This is a genomic window from Limnobacter sp. (assembly GCF_036846585.1).
Classification (GTDB): Bacteria; Pseudomonadota; Gammaproteobacteria; order Burkholderiales; family Burkholderiaceae_B; genus Limnobacter.
On record NZ_DAIUBR010000017.1, the window covers coordinates 19,587 to 42,443 of the forward strand.

The window sequence follows — 22,857 nt, forward strand, 5'->3', positions numbered from 1 at the left end:
GGGTTAGCCCCATTCAAAGCACATGATTTATAATTGGGCCCATGAATCCTGACGATTTACAAAAGCTTGTGACCATGAAAATGCCGTTTGGTAAACACCAAGGCAAGTTGCTTGCTGATTTGCCCGGCAATTACCTGAACTGGTTTGCGCGCGAAGGTTTTCCGAAAGGTGAAATTGGTCGTTTGCTGGCCTTGATGCAGGAAATTGACCACAACGGTTTAAGCCACTTGCTCAAACCACTTCGCGATACAACTTCAAATTGAACGCAGCACCACATGCCTGAACCTACCCCTTTGTGTGTTGCCATTGTTGGCGGTGGCCCGGCGGGCCTGATGGCGGCCGAGGTGTTAAGCGATGCTGGCGTGCAGGTGGATGTGTTTGATGCCATGCCATCGTTTGGGCGCAAGTTTTTGCTGGCCGGTATTGGCGGTTTGAATATTACCCACAGCGAAGATTATTCCCGCTTCTGCACCCGCTATGCGGACAGGCAAATTGCTTTGCAAACCACACTTGATTTGATGACACCCGAGAAGTTGCGCGAATGGGTGCATGCCCTCGGTGTTGAAACATTCGTGGGCACTTCCGGCCGGGTGTTTCCCAAGGAAATGAAGGCCGCACCGTTGTTGCGTGCATGGTTGCACCGCTTGCGTAGCAAGGGCGTTCGCATGCATGTGCGCCACAAATGGCAAGGTTGGGGCGATCTGGGGCAATTGCAATTTGCTACACCCAAAGGTGATGTTGAAATTTCACCGCGCGCCACGGTGTTGGCGCTCGGTGGCGCAAGCTGGCCCAAGTTGGGTTCTGATGGTGCCTGGGTGCCTTGGCTACTTGGGCAGGGCGTTGAAGTGGCACCCCTTGAAAGTGCGAACTGTGGGTTTGAAGTGAACTGGAGCGATTACCTGCGCGAGAAGTTTGCAGGCGCACCTTTGAAATCGGTGGCTTTGCAGTTCACGGATTTACAAGGCCGGGAAACCGAACGGCCAGGCGAAATGGTGATTGGCCAGCATGGTGTGGAAGGCAGTTTGGTTTATGCCTTCTCTCGCGAAATTCGCCAACGCTTGAATGCACATGGCAGTGCAACTTTCACGCTCGATTTGTTGCCAGGGCGAAGTGCTGATCGCATTCGAAATGAACTGGCCGGGCTAGCCCGCAGCAGCCAATCCATGTCGGCTTACTTCAAAAGCAAGCTTGGAATTTCAGGTGTGAAGTTGGCTTTGTTGCATGAAGTGATGAGCAAAGAAGATTTCCGGAATGGTGAAAAGCTGCTTGCAACCATCAAGGCACTGCCCATCACAGTGCACGGCGTTCGGCCGATTGACGAAGCGATCAGCACCGCTGGTGGCGTTCGTTTTGAAAGCATGAACAGCAACTACATGTTGACGAGAAAACCAGGCACTTTTGTGGCCGGTGAAATGCTGGATTGGGAAGCACCCACCGGGGGTTATTTGCTGACAGCCTGTTTTGCAAGCGGTATGGCTGCGGGGCAGGGGGTGGTGAATTGGTTGAAGGAAAGGGTTTGATTCCGGTTTGTTACCACTGCTTCAGGCGCTTTCTTTTAAGGTTACCCAATGTGTGCTGTTTCCTATAAATCAAAATTGAATGTGCTGTTTTCAAGTACGTTGTTCGGGAAATAACTCAGTTCCGATTTCCTCAATGGCAAGTGGGGGAATTTGGCTGTAGACAGTTCAATCACCGCTTGCGCTTGGAATGAATCACGCGATCTTTTTTCGGCTTCTCGCCCCGCTTGCGTGGATATCCATTTTTTGTGAACTGCAAAGGCTCTTGGGTCTGGGCAAACCATTTTCGCTGGCATGCCCGATGTGTCTACAACAATAGAACTAAATCGCTGGGAGGAGAGCAACCATTCAAGGTTGGGTACTTCCACAGGATTTAAGTCATTCTCGGAGGATTCCTGTAACGCATCTTTTTTCCACGGCGGATTTAACGCAGGTTTGATCAGATCGACCATAAAGCCTTGATCGTTGGCTGCTGTGTAAGTTTGAGTGCGTAATTTTTTGAAGGTTTTATCAGCCTTGCACAAAAGGCCAAGAATGCCAGATTCCGCAATTGCAGGGTCTGTAATCATCAGCTTGAGTTGTTTGCGTGAATCGATCAGCAAATCAACGTCGGCGGTGGCCAGCATTTCAGAATCAAATTGTACGCCTGCCGCAGCTTCGTAGGCATAAAGGGCGTGCGTACCCACCACCATAATGTGTTCGCCCAATAGTTTTTCATCATCAAGTTTGCGCAAAATTTTCCCTACAATTGCAGGTAATCTTCCCAAATCTGCAGCTTTGGCCATTCCTGACATGCGTGAAAGTGAGGATTTCAAGGTTTCCAGGCGTTCTTGTGCTTGGGCTTTTCCCGAGGTGAAGTTTTCGAAAATTTTCACTTTTTCAGTGTCTTTTTTTCCGAGTGATTTTTCTGTTCCGCGACTATCCAGTACTCTGATCAGGTAAATGCCCGAGTCGGTTGTTTTCCATTTCATCGAGCCTTTAAAACGTGCCAAATCTTCTTTTGCATCAAGGAAAGTTTGGTAAGTTTGGCGAATGTCAGTTAAAAATCTAATTTGATTGTTGTCTAACTCTTTGTATTTCATAATTTTTCCTTTGTTTTTGGAATTTTGATTGTTTTTAAAGGAAAAGTAAAGAAGATCAATTCTTTCAGGCAAGTGCCAGACAGTTTTTTATCACTTCCTTCTGTTAGTCTGGTTTGGCTCGCAAGAAGCAAAAAAGACCAGAAACACATGGAGACAAAATTAATGAACAACTTCAACGGCAAAACAGCCGTGATCACCGGGGCGGCCAGTGGTATTGGCTTTGCCTTGGCCAAACAGGCAGCGGCACAGGGCATGAATGTGGTGCTGACTGATATCGATGAAGCTGCACTGAACAAGGCCATCGAACAACTGGATTTGCCTGCCAACCGCGTGTTGGCTGTTCGTACCGATGTACGCCATGCAGCGGAAATCAAGGCGCTGGCCGATGCCGCTTATCAGCAATTCAATGAAGTTCATTTGCTGTTCAACAACGCAGGTGTGGCTTTGGCGCGTACCACCTGGGAACACACAGTGGCCGATTGGGAATGGGTTTTGCAGGTAAACCTGTGGAGTGTGGTGCACGGCATTTCTGAATTCTTGCCGCGCATGCAGGCACAAGGTGGGCCAGCGCACATCGTGAACACGGCTTCAGTGGCCGGCCTTGTTTCCAACCCTGGCATGGCGGCGTACAACGTCAGCAAACACGGTGTGGTTACGTTGAGTGAAACCTTGAGCCTTGAACTGCAAATGACCCAATCGCCAGTGGGTGTTTCCTTGCTGTGCCCGGCCTGGGTGCCCACGGGCATTGGCAATTCTGAACGCAATCGCCCCGACGATGTGGCGCAAACAAACCCAATCGAAGGCCTGACTGCGCAACTGAACAAACGCATTGGCAAGGCAATTGCCAGCGGGCAGCTAACAGCGGATGACATGGCTGTGGAAACTTTCAACGCGATTGCTGAAAAGCGGTTTTACGTGATTCCGCACAACTACATGTTCCCGGTGATTGAAACCCGCATGAAAGAAATTCTGACGAAGCAAAACCCCACGCTGCCCAAATAAAACCCAAAACCTAAAATAACCGGAGACAAAACAATGAAAGCATTGCTGTGCAAAACTTTGGGCCTGCCCGACACTTTGGTGTACGAGGAAACTGCCGACCCGCAGGCAGGTCCTGGCCAGGTGGTAGTTGACATGAAAGCGGCAGGCGTGAATTTTCCGGACGCGCTGATTATTCAAGGCAAGTACCAGTTCAAGCCTGCTTTACCGTTTGCACCAGGCGCCGAGCTTGCGGGGGTGGTGTCGCAACTGGGCGAAGGCGTGAAGAATGTGAAAGTAGGTGACCGCGTGATCGGCGCTTGCTCGCATGGTGCGTTCGCTGAAAAAGTGGTGGTGCAGGCCAAGCAAATTATTCCCATGCCTGCTGCCATCAGCTTCGAAACCGCGGCCTCGTTCACCTTGGCCTATGGTACTTCTTACCATGCGCTGAAAGGCCGCGCGCAGTTGAAGGCGGGTGAAACCCTGCTGGTTCTGGGTGCCGCGGGTGGCGTGGGTTTGGCTGCCATTCAAATTGCGAAGGCCTTGGGCGCAAGGGTAATTGCGGCTGCATCCACTGCGGAAAAGCTGGCCATTTGCAAAGAAAATGGTGCCGATGAATTGATCAATTACAGCAGCGAAGACTTGCGTGAACGCGTGAAGGAGTTGACTGGTGGCAAAGGGCCGAATGTGATTTTTGACCCGGTAGGCGGCAAGTTTGCCGAACCCGCATTTCGAAGCATTGGCTGGAATGGCCGTTACTTGGTGATCGGTTTTGCAGACGGCGAAATTCCAAGCATTCCACTGAATTTGCCTTTGCTCAAAGGCGCATCGATTGTGGGTGTGTTTTGGGGTGAGTTTGTGAGCCGCCAATTGTTCGATTTCATCAAAGACCTGGGTGAAATGTTTGCGCTGATTGAACAGGGCAAGTTAAAGCCATTGGTGTCTAAAACCTACCCGCTTGCGCAGGGTGCGCAGGCCCTGCAAGATTTGCTTGATCGAAAAGTGGTGGGCAAGGTGGTGATCACCTCAACCTGACGCTACTGTGGCCCGATCAAGCCCTGCGCTTGCAGGGTGTCGTCAATCAACTCCAGGCGAAGCAGGGGGTTGTCCAGTGCCAGCAGTTGAAGCTTTGTGGGTTTGTCCAGCGGCAGCAGTTCACACCAGCGGTTGGCCACCCAGCCACAGTCCATCAGGCGGTAAGGTTTGCGAAAGGGCCGTTGTTGTTCTGAAATGCCTTTGTCGTCGATCGATTCAATCAATTCAGCCAAGGCATTTGCTGCGCCCTGCAGGTGGTCTGGAATTTCTATCACTGGGTCTGCGGGCAAGGTTTGAATCTCGCCCACCCACAAACCGTTTTTTTCTTGTGTGGCCGACTGCAATTTAAAACGCAGTGTCCCGATTGTGGAAATTTCCATCAATGTGGGCGTGACAAAATCGTGCTGGTCAATTTTCACCAGTGTGCCAATTTTGGCCAGCTGAACTTTTTCTTCAGGCCGACGCACTTCTGTTCCATCCAGCAGGCTGACCACACCAAAAGGCGTGCCATCGCGCAGGCATTTCTTCATCAGGTCAAGGTAACGTACCTCGAAAATTTGAAGGTTCAAGATACCTTGTGGATACAACACTGTGGTGAGCGGGAAAAGGGGCGTGGCCGCGTCAGGCATCATCAACTTCCTTGAGTAAAACGATGGTAAGTGCCTACAGCATATCAACCCAAGGCGTTCAATGCCATCTCCAGGCTCAGTGCCAGCAAGGTAAGTCCCATCAACATGCGCTGCGCCAAAAGCCAGCTTGGTTTGCGAGCCAGAAACCGGGCCATGCTGCCGGAAAATATGGCCATGCACGCGTTCGCCAGTGCGAACATGGAAATTAACAATCCACCATAAAGCAACGATTGCTGCAGCACCTGGCCTTGCGTTTCATCAATGAATTGCGGCAGCAGGGTGAGAAATATCAACGCCAGCTTGGGGTTCAGCAAGCTGGTGGTGGCTCCCATGGCAAACAATTTTCCAGCCGCTTCTTGTGGCAGTTGATCGCGAATTTCCAAAGGTGAACGGCCGCCGGGGCGAACCGCATTCCAGCCCAGCCAAGCCATGTACAGTGCGCCACAGGCACTGAGAATTTGCGCGGCATGGGCTTGGGTTTTGAAGAACGCGGTAATGCCGAATGCTGCGCCAAACAGGTAGAACAGATAACCCACGATGACACCACCCAGTGAAGTCAGCCCGGCGCGTCGCCCCTGCGCAATGGAACGTGAGATGACGTAAATCATGTTTGGCCCGGGGGTGATGGACAACAAACCACCAACCACCAGAAATGCATAAAGTGAGCTTGTGTCCTGCATTTCATTCAATCTCGTTTTGATTGTTCAACTGTGGTGCGAATTATTCATGCTTGGCAAGGTTTCGTAAAACGAATTAAACTGAATTAATTATTCAGAAAAACTGATGAAATGAAAAAACTTGATCTGGATTCCTTGACCATGCTGGTCGCTGTTGCAGATTCCGGAAGTTTTGCGGCGGGTGCCATGCAGGTGCACCGTTCGCCCTCGGCGGTCAGCATGCAAATCAAGGGGTTGGAAACATTGCTGGGCAAGGCCTTGTTTGTGCGTGACACCCGCAATCTGGAACTGACTGCAGAGGGCCACACCTTGCTGGGTTACGCCCGCCAGATGTTGGCCCTGCGTGATGAAGCGTTCGCGGAAATAACCCGGCCTGAAGTCAAGGGACGTGTCAGCATTGGCGTGCCCGACGACTATGCATCTTCTTTGTTGCCACCCGTGCTTCGCAAGTTTTCTGCCACGTACCCGCGCGTTGAAATTCAGGTGGTGGGGCGGCCCAGTCATGAAATTGCACGGATGGTCAAAGACAACACAGTTGATTTGGCCTGCATTACCCGTACAAAAGGTTGCCCCGGTCAGTTGATTCGCATGGAACCCCTTGTGTGGGCGGGCTCATCCAGCAACAAAATGATCTGGAAAGAACGCCCGTTGCCCATTGCCGTATTTGGGCAGGGCAGCACTGCACGCGCGCACGCATTGAAGGCTTTGCAGCAGGCCAAAATTCCCTATCGCATGTCGTATGAAAGCCCGGCCGTTCAAGGCTTGGTCAGCATGGTCGATGCTGGGCTTGCGATTGCACCACTGGCCAAATGTGGCATGCCATCGCATTTAATTCAGCTTGGAACCGCAGAGGGGCTTCCTCCCCTTCAGCCTGTTGAAGTGGTGTTGTCTCGAAGTGCCAAATCAAAACGCCCGCCTTGCGATTACCTGGCGGAGTTGCTGGTGCAGGAGCTGGCCAATTGAATGCCTGCTTGAATCTGTAAGTCACACCATGCAGTATCAGTTCCTGTTCTTGATCAACTTGGGTTTTTATGAAAATTCACCACCTGAATTGCGGCACTATGTGCCCGGTGTGCAAGCGTTTGATCAACGGCAACGGTGGTTTTTTTGAACGGGCGAACATGGTGAGCCACTGCCTGCTGGTTGAAAGTCAACAGGGCTTGATTCTTGTAGACACCGGTGTTGGTACAGTTGATGTTCGCGAACCCCAAAGACGTTTGGGTGCGGGTTTTGTGGTCATGACGGCACCCCTGCTGAACATGAGCGAAACCGCACTTGAACAGATCAAGGGGCGTGGGTTCAAGCCCAGCGATGTAAAGCACATTGTGCCCACGCATCTTGATTTGGACCATGCAGGTGGTTTGAGCGATTTCCCCGAAGCTGCGGTTCATGTGTTTGAAGCGGAGCATCGCCATGCAATCAACCCCAGTTTGCGCGATTCACTTCGGTTCAGAAAAGCCCAGTTCGAGCATGGCCCCAGGTGGACAATCCATTCAGAAACTGTGGAGGCTTGGTATGGCTTTCAAGCTATTCGTCCAATTGAAGGTGTTGACCTGTTGATGGTGCCCTTGATTGGGCACACGCGTGGCCATGTGGGCGTGGCGGTGAAGCAGGGCCGCAAGTGGTTATTGCACTGTGGCGATGCTTATTTTCATCGCAGTGAAGTGACATTGAAACACGCTGAACCCATGCCGGCTGGCTTGGCCTTTTTCGAGAAACTTGTACAAACCTTGCCTGCGGAACGAAAAGCCACGCAAGTGCGTTTAAGGGAACTGGTGAAAAAAAATGGCAATGAAGTGGAGCTGTTTTGCGCGCACGATCCCGTTGAGTTTGAACGGTATTGTTGACTGAAAAAGTGGCCATTGAAAAAGGCCGGGCTTTTTCAATGGCCTTTCTGTTTTAAGTGTTTTTAATGGCAGTGATAGGGCACTGACTTGTTGTGACAGCCCTTTCGGTCCAGGCCACCACTGTGTTCAGGTGCATCTACTGCATGTCCATTTTCATCGTGAGTGTGTCCCGCAAAAAAATCGACCGGTGCGTGCCCGTCCCCAATAAACGCATAGGCAGCCGTAGTAACAACAATGCCCACTACACCAACAATCAACATCAGTCTTTTTGATTTCATGTCTCTTTCTCCGGTCTTGTTGACCTTGATTTTTATGAATAGAAACAAGCCCCGACTAATTCAGGGTCACATCAAACCGATAATTATACAAGCAGTAATTTACTGGCCTTTCATTTTCCGCACTGCCGCCAGTTGCGCCTGCAGTGCATCAATGCGCTGGTGGTTGTCCTCTGAACCAATGTAGCTTCTGAACAGCCATTCCTGTGTGCGCATGGACATATCCAGGTCCTGGTTCAGCACCACGTTGGAAAGCCGCTTGGTTTCAGCCAGGCAAGCCCGGTCGTACTGGGCCATGTCGCGCGCAATTTGCGCAACCGATGACAGCAGTTCGCCTTCCGGAAACACTTTGCTGACATAACCCATGCGCTCGGCTTCCGCTGCATCGTAAATGCGCCCAGTCAATGCTACTTCCTTGGCGCGGCCCATGCCGATGATGCGCCACAGCGGGTCCATGATGGGGGTAAGTGACAGCACAATTTCACGTTGACCAAACTTGGCGCGTGTGGAGGCATAGCGAATGTCGCACATCATGGTCAAGTCAAATCCACCTGCAATGGCCGCACCGCCCACGGCGCAAATAACGGGTTGCTCGCAAAACAGAATGGCGCGGTATGCGCGGTGAAACAGGGCGGTGTAGGCTTCGTTGTTTACTTTCTCAAGTTTGCGGATTTCATTCAAATCGAAACCGGCCGAGAAGTAGCGTTCGCCACCAGTGAACACGATCACATTCACGTCTTGCCGTGCACCCAGCGCATTGAACATGTGGGTCACTTCGTCCAGCACATCGGGTGCAAGTGCATTGCCTTTGTCGGGGCGGTTAATGGTCACTGTGGCCACTTGGTGGGCCACTTCAAGATTCAGGTACTGAAAATTCATTCTCATTTCCATGCGTTGTTGGTGACTTTGACAACAAAGAAACCTTGGTAACCATCGGTGTACCAGATTTCCTTGCGTTCGGGTACGAAAGCGGGGCTGGACATGGCCCAGTTGCTGGCTGGTGCAGGCTGCGTTAGCATGCGGTCTTTGACCGGGGCATTGAAGTAGGCCACTTCCACGGGGCGCTCGGGGTTGCGTATGTCGAAAATCCGCAAGCCCGACAAAATCATGCTGCAAGCCACAATGGTGGGGTCGATGCGTGTGGGCACGTTGCAATAATGCCCGGCGTAACCGCCTGTCGCATTTTGTGCGCCGGGGTCGTTGGCAATTTCTTCACGGTTGGCCTGGTTGTGCACCGCCAGGCGCAGGTTGGAAACAACAGTGGGTTTTGATTCATCCGAAATGTCGATGACGCGTGCTGCGCCCACCAGCGGGCCGTTTGCAGACACGATGAGCCCGCCACCACCTGTGGCGTATTCGTCCACTTCAATCACATAGGGTTTGCCTTTGATGGTCACCGGAATGGCATTTTGTGGAATGCTGACCGTGTCCCAGGACAAGGTGGAAATTTCTCGAACTTGCGGGTCGGTCTTTCGGGCCTGAATTTCAGAAACGTCCAGCACTATCATGCCCGAGGGGTCGCCCAGGCTGGCCACGTAGGCACGGTTGCCGTCCGCACTGATCGACAGGCCGTGCGATGAATACTGACCGCTCCACAAGGGGCGTGGAATGCTGGGGTTGGAAATGTCCAGCGCCACTAGGGTGGAGGTAGATGGCGATGCTGAATAGAACGTTTTTCCATCGGGCGACAAGCCGCTTTCATGCCCAAATACACCCAGTGGTGTCGACGATTTCAACACCGGCGTGCGGCAGTCCTCAGACACGTCGTAAATGTCTACAACACCCGGCCCGAAAGCCGGATTGCCTAGCACGGCGGCCAGTACACCGCCTTCCTGGCTCAGCACCAGCGATTCATGCGGAGACAACATGGCAGGTGTCAGCAACCGGGCTGTGCGCACGGGCTGGGTGGGGTCGCTCATGTCGAACACATTCACGCCTGCTTCGCGGTCCAGAAGGTTGGTGGGGTACAGCAGGGTGCTGTCGTAGTAGGCGCAATCGCGGCCTGCCTTGTCGCGGTAGCGTTCAACCTTGAAGCCGCCCACAGTACCGATCACCGTTTCTGGCGAGAACGAACCCACAAGTTCGGTGTTGCAGGTAAAGCCCACAGCAGCCAGCCCAGCGTCATGGTCGGCCTGCGACACACGGCCTTGCATGCCGGTTTCCTGGCGGGAACCGGGGCCACATCGCCCCTGTGGCGTGGCGGAAATGTTCACGCCATCCACCGCCTGACTTGATGTGGTTCGGGTGCTGGTGTTTGGGCCGCTGCCCGATTCAGATCCGCCAAGGCAGCCCGCGATCAAGGTGGGCAACAGCAAGGCCGACAGGGAAACGCAGATGGTTTTTTTCAACATGATTGGGAATGTCTCCGGTTCAGGAATTGTCGAGTTGTTTTAATTTCATGTGCATCCAGCCAATTTCAGTGCCTTGCTCGCGGATCATGCTGACCGCCAAGCCTTTCACCAGGTTTGAATGGCCATTGCGTTGTGTAAACCAGGCCATGGACAGGGCCGCTTGGTGGTGTGCAATCATTAATTCAAGAAATAACTTTTCTTGTGCACGACCATTTGATTGTCGAAGTTGTTCCAATTGTTGCGGGGTGGCTGCGCCAGCCATGGCACCGCCTTCGGCCTTGCAGCGGGCCTGAAACAATTGATCATCCAGGTGCTTTACGTGTGTTGCTTCTTCCACCCAGCGCATGGGCGGGCCATCCACCATCACCGGGGAATTCCATGCGGTAAGCCAACCCTCCATCAAGCCCATTTCATGGGTTTGTTTCATGACGATTGACTGGGCAAGGGCTTGAATTTCTGGTGACGTGTTGGTGCGCATGACCATGGCCATCTGAATGGCCTGTGCATGGTGCAGCAACATGCTGCGCGTAAAGCCAGCGTCAACTGGTTCCAAGGTGTTTCTGGATTGTTCAGTCGCATACGACAGGCCGATTGTCAGGCAAATTGCCAAGCCAATGGCAAACAACACAGCCGCGAAAAAGCGGTGTGACAAAGGATTTCCCGGGATTTGCATGTCTCGTGCAGTGTTATGTCTATAACACTTCTACTTCCAGCAGGCTGTGCTGGATTCAGGGTGTGCTGCTTTTAGAAACCCTGCGACAGGTTGCGGGTAATGTCAGCGGCAGACGCCTCAACACAGGTGCTGGCGTTTTGGCCTGCCCACAACGGTGAAAAATCGCCCGAACCTTGTGCCTCGGCCTTGGCACGCAAGGGCGTTATGCCCGGGGTGGCCAGGGGAAACTCGGGCGGAAATTCAGAGATCGCGCCCAATTCCCGCATGATGCGGTTCACAATGCCGCGCGCAGGCCTGCCACTGAACAGGTTGGTCAGTGCGGTGTGCCTTGCTGCGTCACTTTTCAAAGCACGGCGGTGAATGGCACTGGTGCTGCATTCATTGGCCAGCATGTAAGCAGTGCCCACTTGTACGGCACTGGCACCCAATGCCATGGCCGCGGCCACACCTTGTGCATCGGCAATGCCGCCTGCAGCAATCACGGGTATGTTCACAGCCTTCACCACTTGGGGCAGCAGGGCGAATGTGCCCATTTGCAGGGCCAAATCATGGTTCAGAAAATGCCCGCGGTGGCCGCCAGCTTCCAGCCCTTGCGCGATGATGAAATCGCAGCCATGCGCCTCAAGCCATATCGCTTCATCTACCGTGGTGGCTGACGAAATAATTTTTGCACCCATTGCTTTCACGCGCTGCAGCAAGTCGGGTTTTGGCAAACCAAAATGAAAACTGACAAAAGGTGGTTTGAATTCTTCAAGCAGTTCGGCTGATTCCGCATTGAATGGGGTACGCCCCTGGCCGCTTGGAAATTCATCAATGTTCAAACCGAATTCGCGGTAGTAGGGCGCCAGTGCGTTTTTCCAGGTCTGGTTGCGCGCAGAATCTATTTCCGGTGGTGTGTGTGCAAAGAAGTTAACGTTGTAGGGTTTGCTGGTACCGGCTTCAATGGCTTGTAGTTCAACCCGAAGTTGATCCCGGGTCAGCATGGCGCAAGGCAGGGAACCCAGCCCACCAGCATTGCTGACTGCAATGCACAGCGCGCTGGTTTGCACACCCGCCATGGGTGCCTGCACAAGCGGGTATTGTGTGTTCAAAATCAATCTTTCAATTCCAGGGCACGGTTCAGGCTAAGCGCAGCCAGTGAACCCACTGCACCTGAAAGCAGGTACAGGCTGACATATTCCAGACCAAAGTGGGCAGCTAGGCCCAGCGCCACCAGCGGCGCAAAACCGGCACCCACCAGCCAAGCCAAATCAGCTGTCAACGCAGCGCCCATGTAACGGTACTTCGCCTTGAAGTTTGCCGTAACCGCACCTGCTGCCTGGCCATACGACAAGCCCAGCAGCACAAAACCGATCAAAATGAAGGCGGTTTGACCGTCATCGCCGCCACCCATCATGTGGGGAACAAAGAAGCTGAACAGCGCGATCATGATGGCCAAAAAGCCCAGCGTGTTGCGGCGGCCCAAGCGGTCTGCAATCACGCCGCTTAACACCACCGAACCGGCAGCCAGTACCGCACCTGCCATTTGAATGATTAGAAACTCAGGAATAGAGCGCTCGGAATTCAATGCAATCCACGACAGGGGGAACACAGTGACAACATGGAACAGGGCGTAGCTGGCCAAAGCAGCCAAGGCACCCACCAAAATGTTGTGCCCTTGCGAACCCATGATTTCAACCACTTTTACTGGCTGTAGTTCACGCTCTTCCAGCAGGCGGGCATATTCATTGGTGGCCACCAAACGCAGGCGGGCAAACAAAGCCACCACGTTGATTGCAAACGCCACATAGAAGGGATAACGCCAACCCCAGGTTAAAAAGTCGTCGCTCGACAAGGCATACAACAAGTAGGCAAAAAGACCCGCGGCAATGATGAAACCGACGGGCGCACCCAGTTGGCCCAACATGGCGTACCAGCCACGCTTGTTTTCTGGTGCATTCAGGGCCAGCAGTGATGGCAGTCCGTCCCATGAACCGCCCAAGGCCAAGCCCTGACCAATTCGCAGAATCGACAACAGCACAATGGCACCCACGCCCAAGGTTGCGTAACTGGGCAAGAACGCCATGCCGGCGGTTGAAATGCCCAGCATGAACAGGGCCACAGTCAGTTTTGTTTCGCGACCGAATTTTTGCTGCACTTTCATCAATGCGACCGTGCCGAAGGGGCGGGCGATGAAGGCGAACGAGAAAACAATGAATGAATACAGTGTGGCGGTCAGTGGGTCTTCGAACGGAAAAAATACCGTTGGAAATACCAGCACGGACGCAATCGCGTACACGAAAAAATCGAAATATTCGGAGGCGCGCCCAATGACCACCCCAATGGCGATTTCACCGGGGGATACATTGCTGTTGCTGCCATGGTGGCCCGGTGTGGTCACGTCCTGTTCTGCGTGGATGGTGCTAATGCCGGACATTTGTAGTTCTCCTCGAATCTTTGCGTGTTCCAATATTATTTTTGTTTTCAATAGCTTGAAAGTGTTATTTGTCAACTGGGACAATATGTCCAATGCCCAGTGGCAGCCCACGTCAGTAAATTAGCATGGAATTCACTTGTAACCATGCTGGATATTATGTTCAAGCCATTGAAACGCAGTCTTTTGTTGCTGGTGCCGCTGTTCCTGCTGGCGGGGTGCAACACCATCGTGATGAATCCGTCGGGCGACATCGCGTCGCAGCAGGCAGATTTGATCGTGTTGTCCACGGTATTGATGTTGATCATCATTGTGCCGGTCATTTTTCTAACCTGCTTTTTTGCGTGGAAATACCGCCAAGCCAATACGCAGGCTGAATATGACCCTGAATGGGACCACTCCACCAAACTGGAACTGGTTATTTGGGGCGCACCGTTGTTGATCATTATTGTGCTTGGCCTGGTGACCTGGGTCAGCACGCACAAGCTTGACCCGTATCGCCCGCTCGATCGAATCAATGCAAGCACCTTGTTGTCGCCTGACCACAAACCACTGGTAGTGCAGGTGGTGGCGCTGGACTGGAAGTGGCTGTTCATTTATCCCGAACAGGGCATTGCCACAGTCAATGAACTGGTGACTCCGGTCAATGTGCCTGTTCGTTTCAAGATCACATCCAGCACAGTAATGAATTCTTTCTACATTCCTGCGCTGGCGGGGCAAATTTACGCGATGCCCGGCATGGAAACCACGCTGAACGCGGTGATCAACGAAGAAGGGCAGTGGGAAGGTTTCTCGGCCAACTACAGTGGTTCAGGTTTTTCCCACATGCGCTTCAAGTACGAAGGGGTAAGCGAGGACGAATTTGAAGGTTGGGTGCTCCGCAACAAATCGTACGGCAAGTCACTTGGCCGTGCTGAATATTTGCAGCTTGAACAGCCCACCACCAAACACCCTGTGATGAGATTTAAAGACGTGACGCCCGACTTGTTCCACGCCATTGTGAATCGCTGTGTGGTGGAAGGTTCGGTGTGTATGGACACCCAAATGATGGCCGATTCAATGCGCAACCGCAGCGATTTGTCTGCCGATGAGTTGGCAATTTTGATCAACGACGCCATGTGCCGCATTGCTCCAAATGCCGATGCACTCCCAATCATGACTTCAGCAAAGAAGAATGGCTATGACTCAGTATCCAATTGAAACAAGCCCGATTTTCGGGCGCCTTACCTTGAACGCAATTCCCTACCACGACCCCATCATCATGGGCACATTCGTGATGGTGGTGCTGGGTGGTCTGGGTGTGTTGGCACTTGTTCACAAACACCGCCTGTGGAGCACCTTGTGGAACGACTGGTTCACCAGCATTGATCACAAGAAGATCGGCATCATGTACATGGTGCTGGGTTTGATCATGTTGCTGCGCGGCTTTGCCGACGCCATCATGATGCGTGCACACCAGGCGCTGGCATTCAACGGAAATGAAGGTTTTTTGCCGCCGCATCACTACGATCAAATTTTCACGGCCCACGGCGTGATCATGATTTTCTTCGTGGCCATGCCCTTGGTCACGGGCTTGATGAACTACCTCGTGCCCCTGCAAATCGGTGCACGCGATGTGGCATTCCCTTTCCTGAACAACTTCAGCTTCTGGATGACCACATTCGGCGCGGTGTTGATCATGGCTTCGCTGTTCATTGGTGAATTTGCAACCACTGGCTGGCTGGCTTACCCGCCGTTGTCAGGCATCCTGAGCAGCCCGTACGTGGGGGTTGATTACTACATCTGGGCGCTTCAAATTGCCGGGGTGGGTACGCTGCTTTCCGGTGTGAACCTGGTGGTGACCATTGTAAAAATGCGTGCCCCAGGCATGAGCTTGATGAAAATGCCCATATTTACATGGACATCGCTGTGTACCAACGTGTTGATCGTGGCCGCATTCCCTGTGCTGACCGCCGTGTTGGGCATGTTGACCATGGACCGTTATCTGGGCACCAACTTCTTCACGAACGATCTTGGCGGCAACTCCATGATGTACGTGAACCTGATCTGGATCTGGGGCCACCCCGAGGTTTATATCTTGATCCTGCCGCTGTTTGGCGTGTTCTCTGAAGTTGTGTCCACGTTCAGCCGCAAACGCCTGTTTGGTTACAGCTCCATGGTGTACGCCACCGTGGTGATTACAATCCTTTCCTACCTGGTGTGGTTGCACCACTTCTTCACCATGGGCAGTGGGGCCAGCGTGAACTCGTTCTTCGGGATCACCACCATGATTATTTCCATCCCCACCGGGGCGAAAATTTTCAACTGGCTGTTCACCATGTACAAGGGCAAGATCCGCTTTGAATTGCCCATGATGTGGACCATCGCATTCATGATCACTTTCGTGATTGGTGGCATGACCGGTGTGCTGCTGGCAGTGCCGCCTGCCGACTTTGTGTTGCACAACAGCCTGTTCCTGATTGCGCACTTCCACAACGTGATTATTGGTGGTGTGTTGTTCGGCTTGTTTGCCGGCATCAACTTCTGGTTCCCCAAAGCTGTTGGCTTTAAGCTGGATGAATTCTGGGGCAAGGTGTCGTTCTGGTTCTGGGTCATCGGTTTCTACTTCGCCTTCATGCCGCTGTATGTGTTGGGCTTGATGGGCGTAACCCGCCGGGTCAGCCAGTTTGAAGACCCAACCTTGCAAATCTGGTTCCAGATTGCTGCCTTGGGTGCCGCCATGATTGCCGTGGGCATTGCGGCCATGATCATGCAGTTCTATGTCAGCTTCCGTGACCGTGAAAAGCTGCGCGACACCACAGGCGACCCTTGGGATGGCCGCACGCTGGAATGGGCCACTTCAAGCCCACCCGCAGACTACAACTTCGCTTTCACGCCCGTTGTGTACGACACCGATGCCTGGGCTGACATGAAGAAGAATGGCTACAAGCGCCCATTGAGCGGTTTTGTCGACATTCACATGCCCAAGAACACGGCTGCCGGCTTCATTATTTCGGCCATCAGTGCGGTGATAGGTTTTGCCTTGATCTGGCACATCTGGTGGCTGGCCGCCGGTGCAAGTGCTGCCTTGGTGGCGGCTGTGATCGCGCACACATTCAATTACAAGCGCGACTTTTACATCAAGGCCGATGAAGTGGCCCGCGCTGAAGCCGCACGTACCCAATTGGAGCAAGCCCATGTCTGACTTATTGATGAATGCAGCCATGAATGCATCCACTGACACCAGTTCACGTTACTACGTGAAGGGGCATCATCCGAAAAACGGATCGCTACTGGGTTTCTGGATTTACCTGATGAGCGATTGCCTGATTTTCGCTTGCCTGTTTGCAACCTATGCGGTGATTGGTCGCAACTACGCCGGTGGCCCAACCGGTGCTGAAATTTTTGACCTGAACCTGGTGGCTTTGAACACCGCGTTTTTGTTGCTCAGTTCGATCACCTATGGCGTGGCCATGGTAGGTGCGCAAAACCGGAATTTGAAAAGAACCCTGGTTTGGCTGGGCATCACCGGTGTATTGGGTGTGGCGTTTCTGGCCGTTGAACTGTATGAATTCTGGCACTTCATCAGCATTGGTGCCACGCCCCAGCGCAGCGGCTTTTTGACAGCCTTCTTTGCCTTGGTGGGCACGCATGGCCTGCACGTGTTCTTCGGCACCATCTGGTTGGTGGTGTTGTTGTTTCAGTTGAAAAAGCACGGCCTGATTGTTGAAAACCGCCGCCGCGTGATGTGCCTGTCCATGTTCTGGCACTTCCTGGACGTGATCTGGATCGGCGTATTCACCTTTGTTTACCTGATGGGAGTTTTGCCATGAGCGCACATCAACACGATCACCACGACCACCACGACCACCACGACCACCACGACCACCATGACGAAGGCGATGAAGTGCATGTCAGCATGCGCGATTACGCAGTCGGTTTCGTGCTGTCCGTCATTCTGACGGCCGTTCCCTTTGCCTTGGTGATGGGCAATGTGTTCAACAATTCAGTCACTACGGCCTTGGTCATTCTGGGCTTTGGTGCTGTTCAAATTGTGGTGCACATGGTTTACTTCCTGCACATGAACAGCAAATCGGAAGGTGGATGGACCATGCTGGCCCTGATGTTCACCCTGATTCTGGTGGTCATCACACTGGTCGGATCAATCTGGGTAATGTTCCACTTGAATTCCAATATGATGCCCGGCATGAATCACGAGGCCATCGAGTCGATTCAACAACTGAAATAAGGGAATGCGGCGCACGATGAATGAAGTTTCAAAGCCTCAGTCAGTACGTGCAAGCAGTTCGGTGAAAAGGCTGCTGGGTATTGCCCTGGCGGCCTTTTTTTTCGCTGTGTTTTTCGCTCTCGGCACCTGGCAGGTGTACCGGCTTGATTACAAGCTTGATTTGATTGACCGAGTGGAAAGCCGCGTGCATGCGCAGCCTGTGGGTGCACCTGTGCAAGCCCAATGGTCTGCCGTAAGCCGCGAAACCCATGAATACCTGAGCGTAAAAGTGCAGGGTGAGTTACTTCCCCGGTATACCACCCGCGTACAAGCCAACACGGCACTGGGGGCAGGGCACTGGTTGATGACCCCGCTGCGTAGCGGCGGCGGGGAAATTGTGTGGATTAATCGCGGTTATATCCCGCTTGATCAACCCGACCCCATGACCGCCGAAAATACACAGGGGCAGTTTGAGGTGCGTGGGTTGTTGCGCATCAGCGAAGCCGGGGGGGCATTTCTGCGTGAAAACGACCCCAAAGGCAATCGCTGGTATTCACGCGACATCGCAGCACTGTCGACCCACCATGGGCTGCAACCCGCTGCACCGTACTTTATCGACGTAGGCACACCGCGCAACCTGGGCGATGAAATCACCGGTTTCACCCCCAAAACCTACCCGGTGGATGGATTAACTGTGATCAAGTTTCACAACAGCCACTTGGTGTACGCCGTCACTTGGTATGCTTTGGCTTTGATGGTGGCGGGCATTACCGTGTGGTTGAATAAAAAGTAAACAGGCACAGTGAATCACCACGTTTTTTCAGAACCGCAGCAGGACTTCAGTTTGCATGGCCATTAATTCCGACATTGTTACCGTTCGACAGGGCGCACGCGCCTTCGAAGAAACGAATGTGCTCAACGAAACCGGCCACAAAAACATGCTGCATTTAATCCACCTGCGCTGGCTGGCCGTGGGCGGGCAAATTGCCACCATTGTTGTGGCCACCTGGGGCTTTGGCATCCAGTTGCCGCTGTTCAACATGCTGGCCGTGATGGTGTGTTTGATCGCCTTCAACATTGGCAGTCATTTGCGTTGGCATGAAGAACGCGTGGTCAGCAACCGTGAATTGTTTCTGGCCATGCTGGTTGACATCGGCAGCCTGACCGCCCAGTTGTACTTCACTGGTGGCATCAACAACCCCTTTGTTTTCCTGTTTTTGTTGCAGGTGATCTTGAGTGCGGTGTTGTTGCGCTCGGAATCCACTTGGAGTGTCGTGTGGATCACCACCCTGTGCCTGGCCTTTCTTTCCGTGTTTAACCGCCCGTTGGAATGGCCGCTCAACAGCCCCTATCAACTTGCCGATTTGTATGCCTCAGGTTTGCTGATCTGTTTTGTATTGAATGCGGCGCTGCTTGTCATCTTCATCACGCGGATTGGCAGCAACCTGCGTGCTGGCGATGCTGCGCTTGCAAGCCTGAGGCAGCGTGCTGCAGAGGAAGAACACATTGTTCGCATGGGCCTGCTGGCCAGTGGTGCTGCACATGAACTGGGCACGCCTTTGGCCACCATGTCAGTGGTGCTTGGCGACTGGAAACGCATGCCGCAATTTGCTGGCAACACGGCCATGCTGGAAGAAATTGAGGAAATCGAAACACAATTGCTGCGTTGTAAAAGCATTGTCAGCAGCATTTTGTTGTCTGCGGGTGAAACACGCGGCGAATCCTCCTCGAAAACCACCTTGAATGACTTTTTCGAACAGCTGGTGGAGGAATGGGAAAGCACCCGCCCGGCCCAGCACTTTGAGTACATCAACATCATTGATGAAGAATTCACGGTGGCCTTTGATTCCACCGTGAAGCAGATGGTATTCAATGTGCTGGACAATGCTTTGGAAGTTTCACCGAACTGGTTGCGTTTTGAGGTGTCCAAAACCGAAGAACATTTGTTGCTGACAGTGACCGATCAAGGGCCTGGCTTTCAGCAGCATATTCTTGAGCAGCTGGGCACACCCTACAATTCCAGCAAGGGGCGTCCCGGTGGTGGCTTGGGGCTGTTTTTGGTCATGAACGTGGCACGCACACTGGGCGGCACGTTGCAGGCACGCAATTCTGAAGGTGGTGGTGCAGAAGTACGAATGACCTTGCCCTTGAATTCGCTGGTGCTTCAAGAATTCAACCGGGAAAAGGATTCGCAATGAGCCAGGTTGGCGGTACCGAAAGGTTTTTGTTGCTGGTCGAAGACGACGAGGCATTTGCACGTGTATTACGACGTTCTTTTGAGCGCCGTGAATACAAAGTGCTTCACGCCAGCAATCAGGATGAAATGCAAGCATTGCTGCTTAAACAAACACCCACGCACGCCGTGGTTGATTTGAAACTAAGTGGGCAATCCTCAGGTTTGAATTGCGTGCAGGCTTTGCATGCACACAACCCGGCCATGTTGATTGTGGTGTTAACCGGCTTTGCAAGTATCAACACTGCGGTGGAGGCCATCAAGCTGGGTGCTTGCCAGTACCTGGCAAAACCCTCAAACACCGACGACATAGAAGCGGCGTTTGGCCACGTTGCTGGCAGCGAACCCGTTGAATTGACAAATCGGACCACGTCCATCAAAAACCTGGAGTGGGAACGCATTCACGAAGTGCTGGTAGAAACCGATTTCAACATTTCAGAAACCGCACGGCGGCTAGGCATGCACCGCAGAACGCTGGCCCGAAAACTTGAAAAGCGCCGCGTGAAATAAAACCTAGTTCAATTCTTCTTCGCTGGGCAGAACGGGCAGGGCGATCACTTCGATGCCCTCATCACGCAGTTCTTCAAATTCTTCCGGGCTGGCTTGCCCCCGAATGGCGCGAATGGGCGCTTCCTCGTAGTGAATTTTCCGTGCTTCCTCGGCAAAGCGCTCACCCACATCTTCGGAGTGGTTGATCAAGGCTTGAATGGCCTGCCGGGCCATTACAAAGGCTGTGGCCACATCGACGGAATTTGGTTTGTGGGCTACAGTAGGCGTTGGCGCTGAAGCGGGAGCGTCTGCGGGCTGAACTGCCACAGTACTTTTGCTGCCAATATTTACCTTGGATGGCACTTTGCGAATGGCCGAAGTGCCGCATTCAGGGCAGGTCAACAGCTTTTGCTCGCGCTGGGCATCGAAGTCTTCGTTGGAGCGGAACCAGCCCTCAAAGCGATGGGAGTATTCGCACTCCAGGTCGTAAATGATAATTGCCACAATGTTTGTATCTGTTTCTGAATTTCATTATTTTACAGTGGAATGGTTTGCCTACCGCAGAATTTGAATCTCTTCTAGAATTCGTTTAACACCCATCAAGACCCAAAGAGGTTTGTATGTCCCGTAAAAAGTCACTTGAACCGCATTTGCGAGGCATCGTTGACTTGGTTTCCGCAACGCTGGACGAAGGCACACGCCAGGTTGAAGGCGTGCACCGCCGCATTGCCGACATTCCATTTGCAGTGCTGAAGAAAATTCGCCCCATTGCGCCCATTTCCTCGGCGGTTCACATGGTGGAGAAGAAAATTACCCATTCCGCCTACGACACCGTGCGCCTTGTCGCCAAGGTAGGTGCACAGGCGGTGCACAACGTGCTGCCCACCGATCCTGTCAGCCAGGGCATCTCCAGGCCCGAGTACAAAATTGACCACGACACCCTTCGAACGCAAAAGTCTAAGAAGAAACCCTAAGTTAAAAGTACTTGTGAAAGTTTTATTTAGAGGGTAGATTCTAGATATGAGCATATGCGCATACAAAGAAAATAAAGCGCCTTGAAAAAATAAAGCCATCAGGAGACAGTTGTGTCATTCGAGATCCCATCAGACACCCCATTGGGGCACGTGGTGCGGGCGCCAGAAAACTTTGTCAGTCGGTCTGACATTGCTTTGGTCAACCGTGTCAACGAAACCGACCGCCGAAGTTTCTTCAAAAAAGCCTTTGCTGCAGCGGCTGTGGGCACCGTGGCTGCGTCGCCCGCCCTGGCTGCCGCAGCCAAGGGCGACCCCGCCATTTTGAATTTGCCCGCGCACAGCAAGGGTTTGGGGCAGCCTGTGGCCGCACGCCCTTATGGCCTGCCTTCGAAGTATGAGGAAAACCTGCAGCGCCGTGAGTCGCCTGGCTTGACCCGCGTGAATGCCTCGTCGGTGTCCTTTTGTCCCCTGCAGGGATTGTTTGGTGTTGTGACGCCATCCGGCCTGCATTTTGAGCGCCACCACCAAGGCTGGTGGGACATTGACCCCACCCAGCATCGCTTGATGATCAATGGTTTGGTCAAAAAACAAATGGTGTTCACCGTGGACGAACTGATGCGAATGGAATCGGTTTCCCGCATTCATTTCATTGAATGTGGGGCAAATTCAGGCATGGAATGGGGCAATGTGGCCGTGCCCACCGTGCAGTACACCCATGGCATGTTGAGTTGTTCTGAATTCACTGGCGTGCCTTTGATCAAGGTGCTTGAGTACTGTGGTGTGGACCTGAAGAAAGGCCGTTTCATTCTGGCTGAAGGGGCCGATGGTTCCTCAATGACCCGAACCATTCCCATGGAAATGGTTGAAAGTGGGGAAGTGTTGCTGGCTTATGGACAAAACGGCGAAATGCTGCGCCCGGAAAACGGTTACCCGCTTCGCCTGGTGGTACCCGGTGTGCAGGGCGTGAGCTGGGTCAAATACCTTCGCAGAATTGAGGTGGGCGACAAACCCTACGGCACCAAGGATGAGGTAATTCACTACGTGGATTTGATGCCGGATGGCACGCACCGTCAATACACATCCATTCAGGAATGCAAGTCCGTGATCACCACACCGTCGGGCGGTCAAAAGTTGCTTGGCAAGGGTTTTTACAACATTACCGGGTTGGCCTGGAGCGGGCGGGGAAAAATAACCGGGGTGGACGTGTCCACCGATGGCGGAAGAAACTGGAAAACTGCCCGATTGCAAGGGCCGATCAATGACAAATCCTTGACCCGCTTTAATTTGCCTTGGGTTTGGGACGGTAAAAGTGACGTGTTGCTGCAAAGCCGTGCTGTCGACAGTTCAGGTTATGTGCAGCCGGCATACAGGGCGCTACGCGAGGTGCGTGGCGAAAAAAGCGTTTATCACAACAATGCAATTCAAAGCTGGCGTGTTGATGCGGCAGGTGAAGTGCACAACGTGCATTTGGGGTGAC

General features: G+C 53.0%; 25 protein-coding genes. 15 read left to right on the forward strand and 10 right to left on the reverse strand.

Translation table 11 applies throughout. The features are described from left to right. Window positions 1-41 precede the first annotated feature (41 nt). Entirely contained in the window at window positions 42-263 is a 222-nt protein-coding gene (locus V7028_RS09265) for a DUF3820 family protein (RefSeq protein ID WP_334119797.1), read from the forward strand. A gap of 12 nt (window positions 264-275) precedes the next feature. Continuing rightward, window positions 276-1,520 (forward strand): TIGR03862 family flavoprotein, encoded by a 1,245-nt coding sequence (locus tag V7028_RS09270; protein WP_334119798.1) that lies wholly within the window; start codon window positions 276-278, stop codon window positions 1,518-1,520. A 62-nt stretch (window positions 1,521-1,582) separates the two neighbouring features. On the opposite strand, the gene V7028_RS09275 is transcribed toward V7028_RS09270, so the two are convergent. Then, complete coding sequence (locus V7028_RS09275) at window positions 1,583-2,671, reverse strand: nucleotidyltransferase domain-containing protein (RefSeq protein ID WP_334119799.1); 1,089 nt, start codon at window positions 2,669-2,671, stop codon at window positions 1,583-1,585. A gap of 90 nt (window positions 2,672-2,761) precedes the next feature. Between V7028_RS09275 and V7028_RS09280 the strand changes: the two genes are divergently transcribed. Both V7028_RS09280 and V7028_RS09285 read left to right on the forward strand, forming a co-directional pair. Further along, complete coding sequence (locus V7028_RS09280) at window positions 2,762-3,601, forward strand: SDR family NAD(P)-dependent oxidoreductase (protein WP_334119800.1); 840 nt, start codon at window positions 2,762-2,764, stop codon at window positions 3,599-3,601. Window positions 3,602-3,634: 33 nt separating this feature from the next. Beyond that, a complete protein-coding gene (locus V7028_RS09285; protein ID WP_334119801.1) occupies window positions 3,635-4,612 on the forward strand; it encodes an NADPH:quinone oxidoreductase family protein in 978 nt (325 codons plus the stop codon). 2 nt (window positions 4,613-4,614) lie between these two features. Here the strand turns inward: V7028_RS09285 and V7028_RS09290 are convergent, their stop codons facing one another. Beyond that, entirely contained in the window at window positions 4,615-5,244 is a 630-nt protein-coding gene (locus tag V7028_RS09290) for an LON peptidase substrate-binding domain-containing protein (RefSeq protein ID WP_334119802.1), read from the reverse strand. A gap of 41 nt (window positions 5,245-5,285) precedes the next feature. Further along, complete coding sequence (locus V7028_RS09295) at window positions 5,286-5,921, reverse strand: LysE family translocator (RefSeq protein WP_334119803.1); 636 nt, start codon at window positions 5,919-5,921, stop codon at window positions 5,286-5,288. A gap of 108 nt (window positions 5,922-6,029) precedes the next feature. On the opposite strand from V7028_RS09295, the gene V7028_RS09300 reads away from it, so the two are divergent. Further along, window positions 6,030-6,881 carry a LysR substrate-binding domain-containing protein gene (locus tag V7028_RS09300; protein WP_334119804.1) on the forward strand — a complete coding sequence of 284 codons (852 nt, stop codon included), beginning with the start codon at window positions 6,030-6,032 and terminating at the stop codon, window positions 6,879-6,881. A gap of 68 nt (window positions 6,882-6,949) precedes the next feature. Next, window positions 6,950-7,765, forward strand: a complete 816-nt coding sequence (locus V7028_RS09305) for an MBL fold metallo-hydrolase (protein WP_334119805.1) — start codon at window positions 6,950-6,952, stop codon at window positions 7,763-7,765. Window positions 7,766-7,827: 62 nt separating this feature from the next. Here V7028_RS09305 and V7028_RS09310 read toward each other — a convergent pair whose 3' ends face one another. From V7028_RS09310 to V7028_RS09335, 6 genes are all read right to left on the reverse strand, one after another. Then, window positions 7,828-8,043 carry a hypothetical protein gene (locus V7028_RS09310; protein ID WP_334119806.1) on the reverse strand — a complete coding sequence of 72 codons (216 nt, stop codon included), beginning with the start codon at window positions 8,041-8,043 and terminating at the stop codon, window positions 7,828-7,830. A gap of 99 nt (window positions 8,044-8,142) precedes the next feature. Continuing rightward, entirely contained in the window at window positions 8,143-8,919 is a 777-nt protein-coding gene (locus V7028_RS09315; protein WP_334119807.1) for an enoyl-CoA hydratase/isomerase family protein, read from the reverse strand. Between the two features lie 2 nt (window positions 8,920-8,921). After that, a complete protein-coding gene (locus V7028_RS09320) occupies window positions 8,922-10,391 on the reverse strand; it encodes an LVIVD repeat-containing protein (RefSeq protein WP_334119808.1) in 1,470 nt (489 codons plus the stop codon). Window positions 10,392-10,410: 19 nt separating this feature from the next. Then, the gene (locus tag V7028_RS09325) at window positions 10,411-11,064 is read right to left on the reverse strand and encodes a DUF305 domain-containing protein (RefSeq protein ID WP_334119809.1); all 654 of its coding nucleotides are present in this window, start codon (window positions 11,062-11,064) and stop codon (window positions 10,411-10,413) included. Window positions 11,065-11,135: 71 nt separating this feature from the next. Then, the gene (locus V7028_RS09330; RefSeq protein WP_334119810.1) at window positions 11,136-12,161 is read right to left on the reverse strand and encodes an NAD(P)H-dependent flavin oxidoreductase; all 1,026 of its coding nucleotides are present in this window, start codon (window positions 12,159-12,161) and stop codon (window positions 11,136-11,138) included. After that, a complete protein-coding gene (locus tag V7028_RS09335) occupies window positions 12,158-13,480 on the reverse strand; it encodes an MFS transporter (protein WP_334119811.1) in 1,323 nt (440 codons plus the stop codon). Before V7028_RS09335 ends, V7028_RS09330 begins: the two co-directional genes overlap by 4 nt. Before the next feature lie 156 nt (window positions 13,481-13,636). Here V7028_RS09335 and cyoA point away from each other — a divergent pair, with 156 nt between their 5' ends. The 7 genes from cyoA to V7028_RS09370 are packed head-to-tail and all read left to right on the forward strand — an operon-like array spanning window position 13,637 to window position 20,427. Further along, entirely contained in the window at window positions 13,637-14,677 is a 1,041-nt protein-coding gene (gene cyoA / locus V7028_RS09340; protein ID WP_334119812.1) for a ubiquinol oxidase subunit II, read from the forward strand. Next, the gene (gene cyoB, locus V7028_RS09345) at window positions 14,658-16,661 is read left to right on the forward strand and encodes a cytochrome o ubiquinol oxidase subunit I (protein ID WP_334119813.1); all 2,004 of its coding nucleotides are present in this window, start codon (window positions 14,658-14,660) and stop codon (window positions 16,659-16,661) included. The genes cyoA and cyoB overlap by 20 nt, the downstream gene beginning before the upstream one ends. Before the next feature lie 7 nt (window positions 16,662-16,668). After that, on the forward strand, window positions 16,669-17,289 hold the full coding sequence (gene cyoC, locus V7028_RS09350; protein WP_334119843.1) for a cytochrome o ubiquinol oxidase subunit III: 621 nt from the start codon (window positions 16,669-16,671) through the stop codon (window positions 17,287-17,289). Further along, the gene (gene cyoD / locus V7028_RS09355; RefSeq protein WP_334119814.1) at window positions 17,286-17,705 is read left to right on the forward strand and encodes a cytochrome o ubiquinol oxidase subunit IV; all 420 of its coding nucleotides are present in this window, start codon (window positions 17,286-17,288) and stop codon (window positions 17,703-17,705) included. Before cyoC ends, cyoD begins: the two co-directional genes overlap by 4 nt. Before the next feature lie 16 nt (window positions 17,706-17,721). Continuing rightward, window positions 17,722-18,477, forward strand: a complete 756-nt coding sequence (locus V7028_RS09360; RefSeq protein ID WP_334119815.1) for an SURF1 family protein — start codon at window positions 17,722-17,724, stop codon at window positions 18,475-18,477. A gap of 55 nt (window positions 18,478-18,532) precedes the next feature. Next, window positions 18,533-19,882, forward strand: coding sequence for an ATP-binding protein (locus tag V7028_RS09365; protein ID WP_334119816.1), 1,350 nt, complete (start codon window positions 18,533-18,535; stop codon window positions 19,880-19,882). Then, window positions 19,879-20,427, forward strand: coding sequence for a response regulator transcription factor (locus V7028_RS09370; RefSeq protein WP_334119817.1), 549 nt, complete (start codon window positions 19,879-19,881; stop codon window positions 20,425-20,427). The genes V7028_RS09365 and V7028_RS09370 overlap by 4 nt, the downstream gene beginning before the upstream one ends. Before the next feature lie 3 nt (window positions 20,428-20,430). Here V7028_RS09370 and V7028_RS09375 read toward each other — a convergent pair whose 3' ends face one another. Continuing rightward, window positions 20,431-20,910: a DUF1178 family protein gene (locus V7028_RS09375; protein ID WP_334119818.1), complete on the reverse strand. Its 480-nt coding sequence runs from the start codon at window positions 20,908-20,910 to the stop codon at window positions 20,431-20,433. A gap of 116 nt (window positions 20,911-21,026) precedes the next feature. On the opposite strand from V7028_RS09375, the gene V7028_RS09380 reads away from it, so the two are divergent. Next, on the forward strand, window positions 21,027-21,380 hold the full coding sequence (locus tag V7028_RS09380; RefSeq protein WP_334119819.1) for a hypothetical protein: 354 nt from the start codon (window positions 21,027-21,029) through the stop codon (window positions 21,378-21,380). A gap of 111 nt (window positions 21,381-21,491) precedes the next feature. After that, entirely contained in the window at window positions 21,492-22,856 is a 1,365-nt protein-coding gene (soxC, locus tag V7028_RS09385; RefSeq protein ID WP_442918721.1) for a sulfite dehydrogenase, read from the forward strand. Window position 22,857 lies beyond the last annotated feature (1 nt).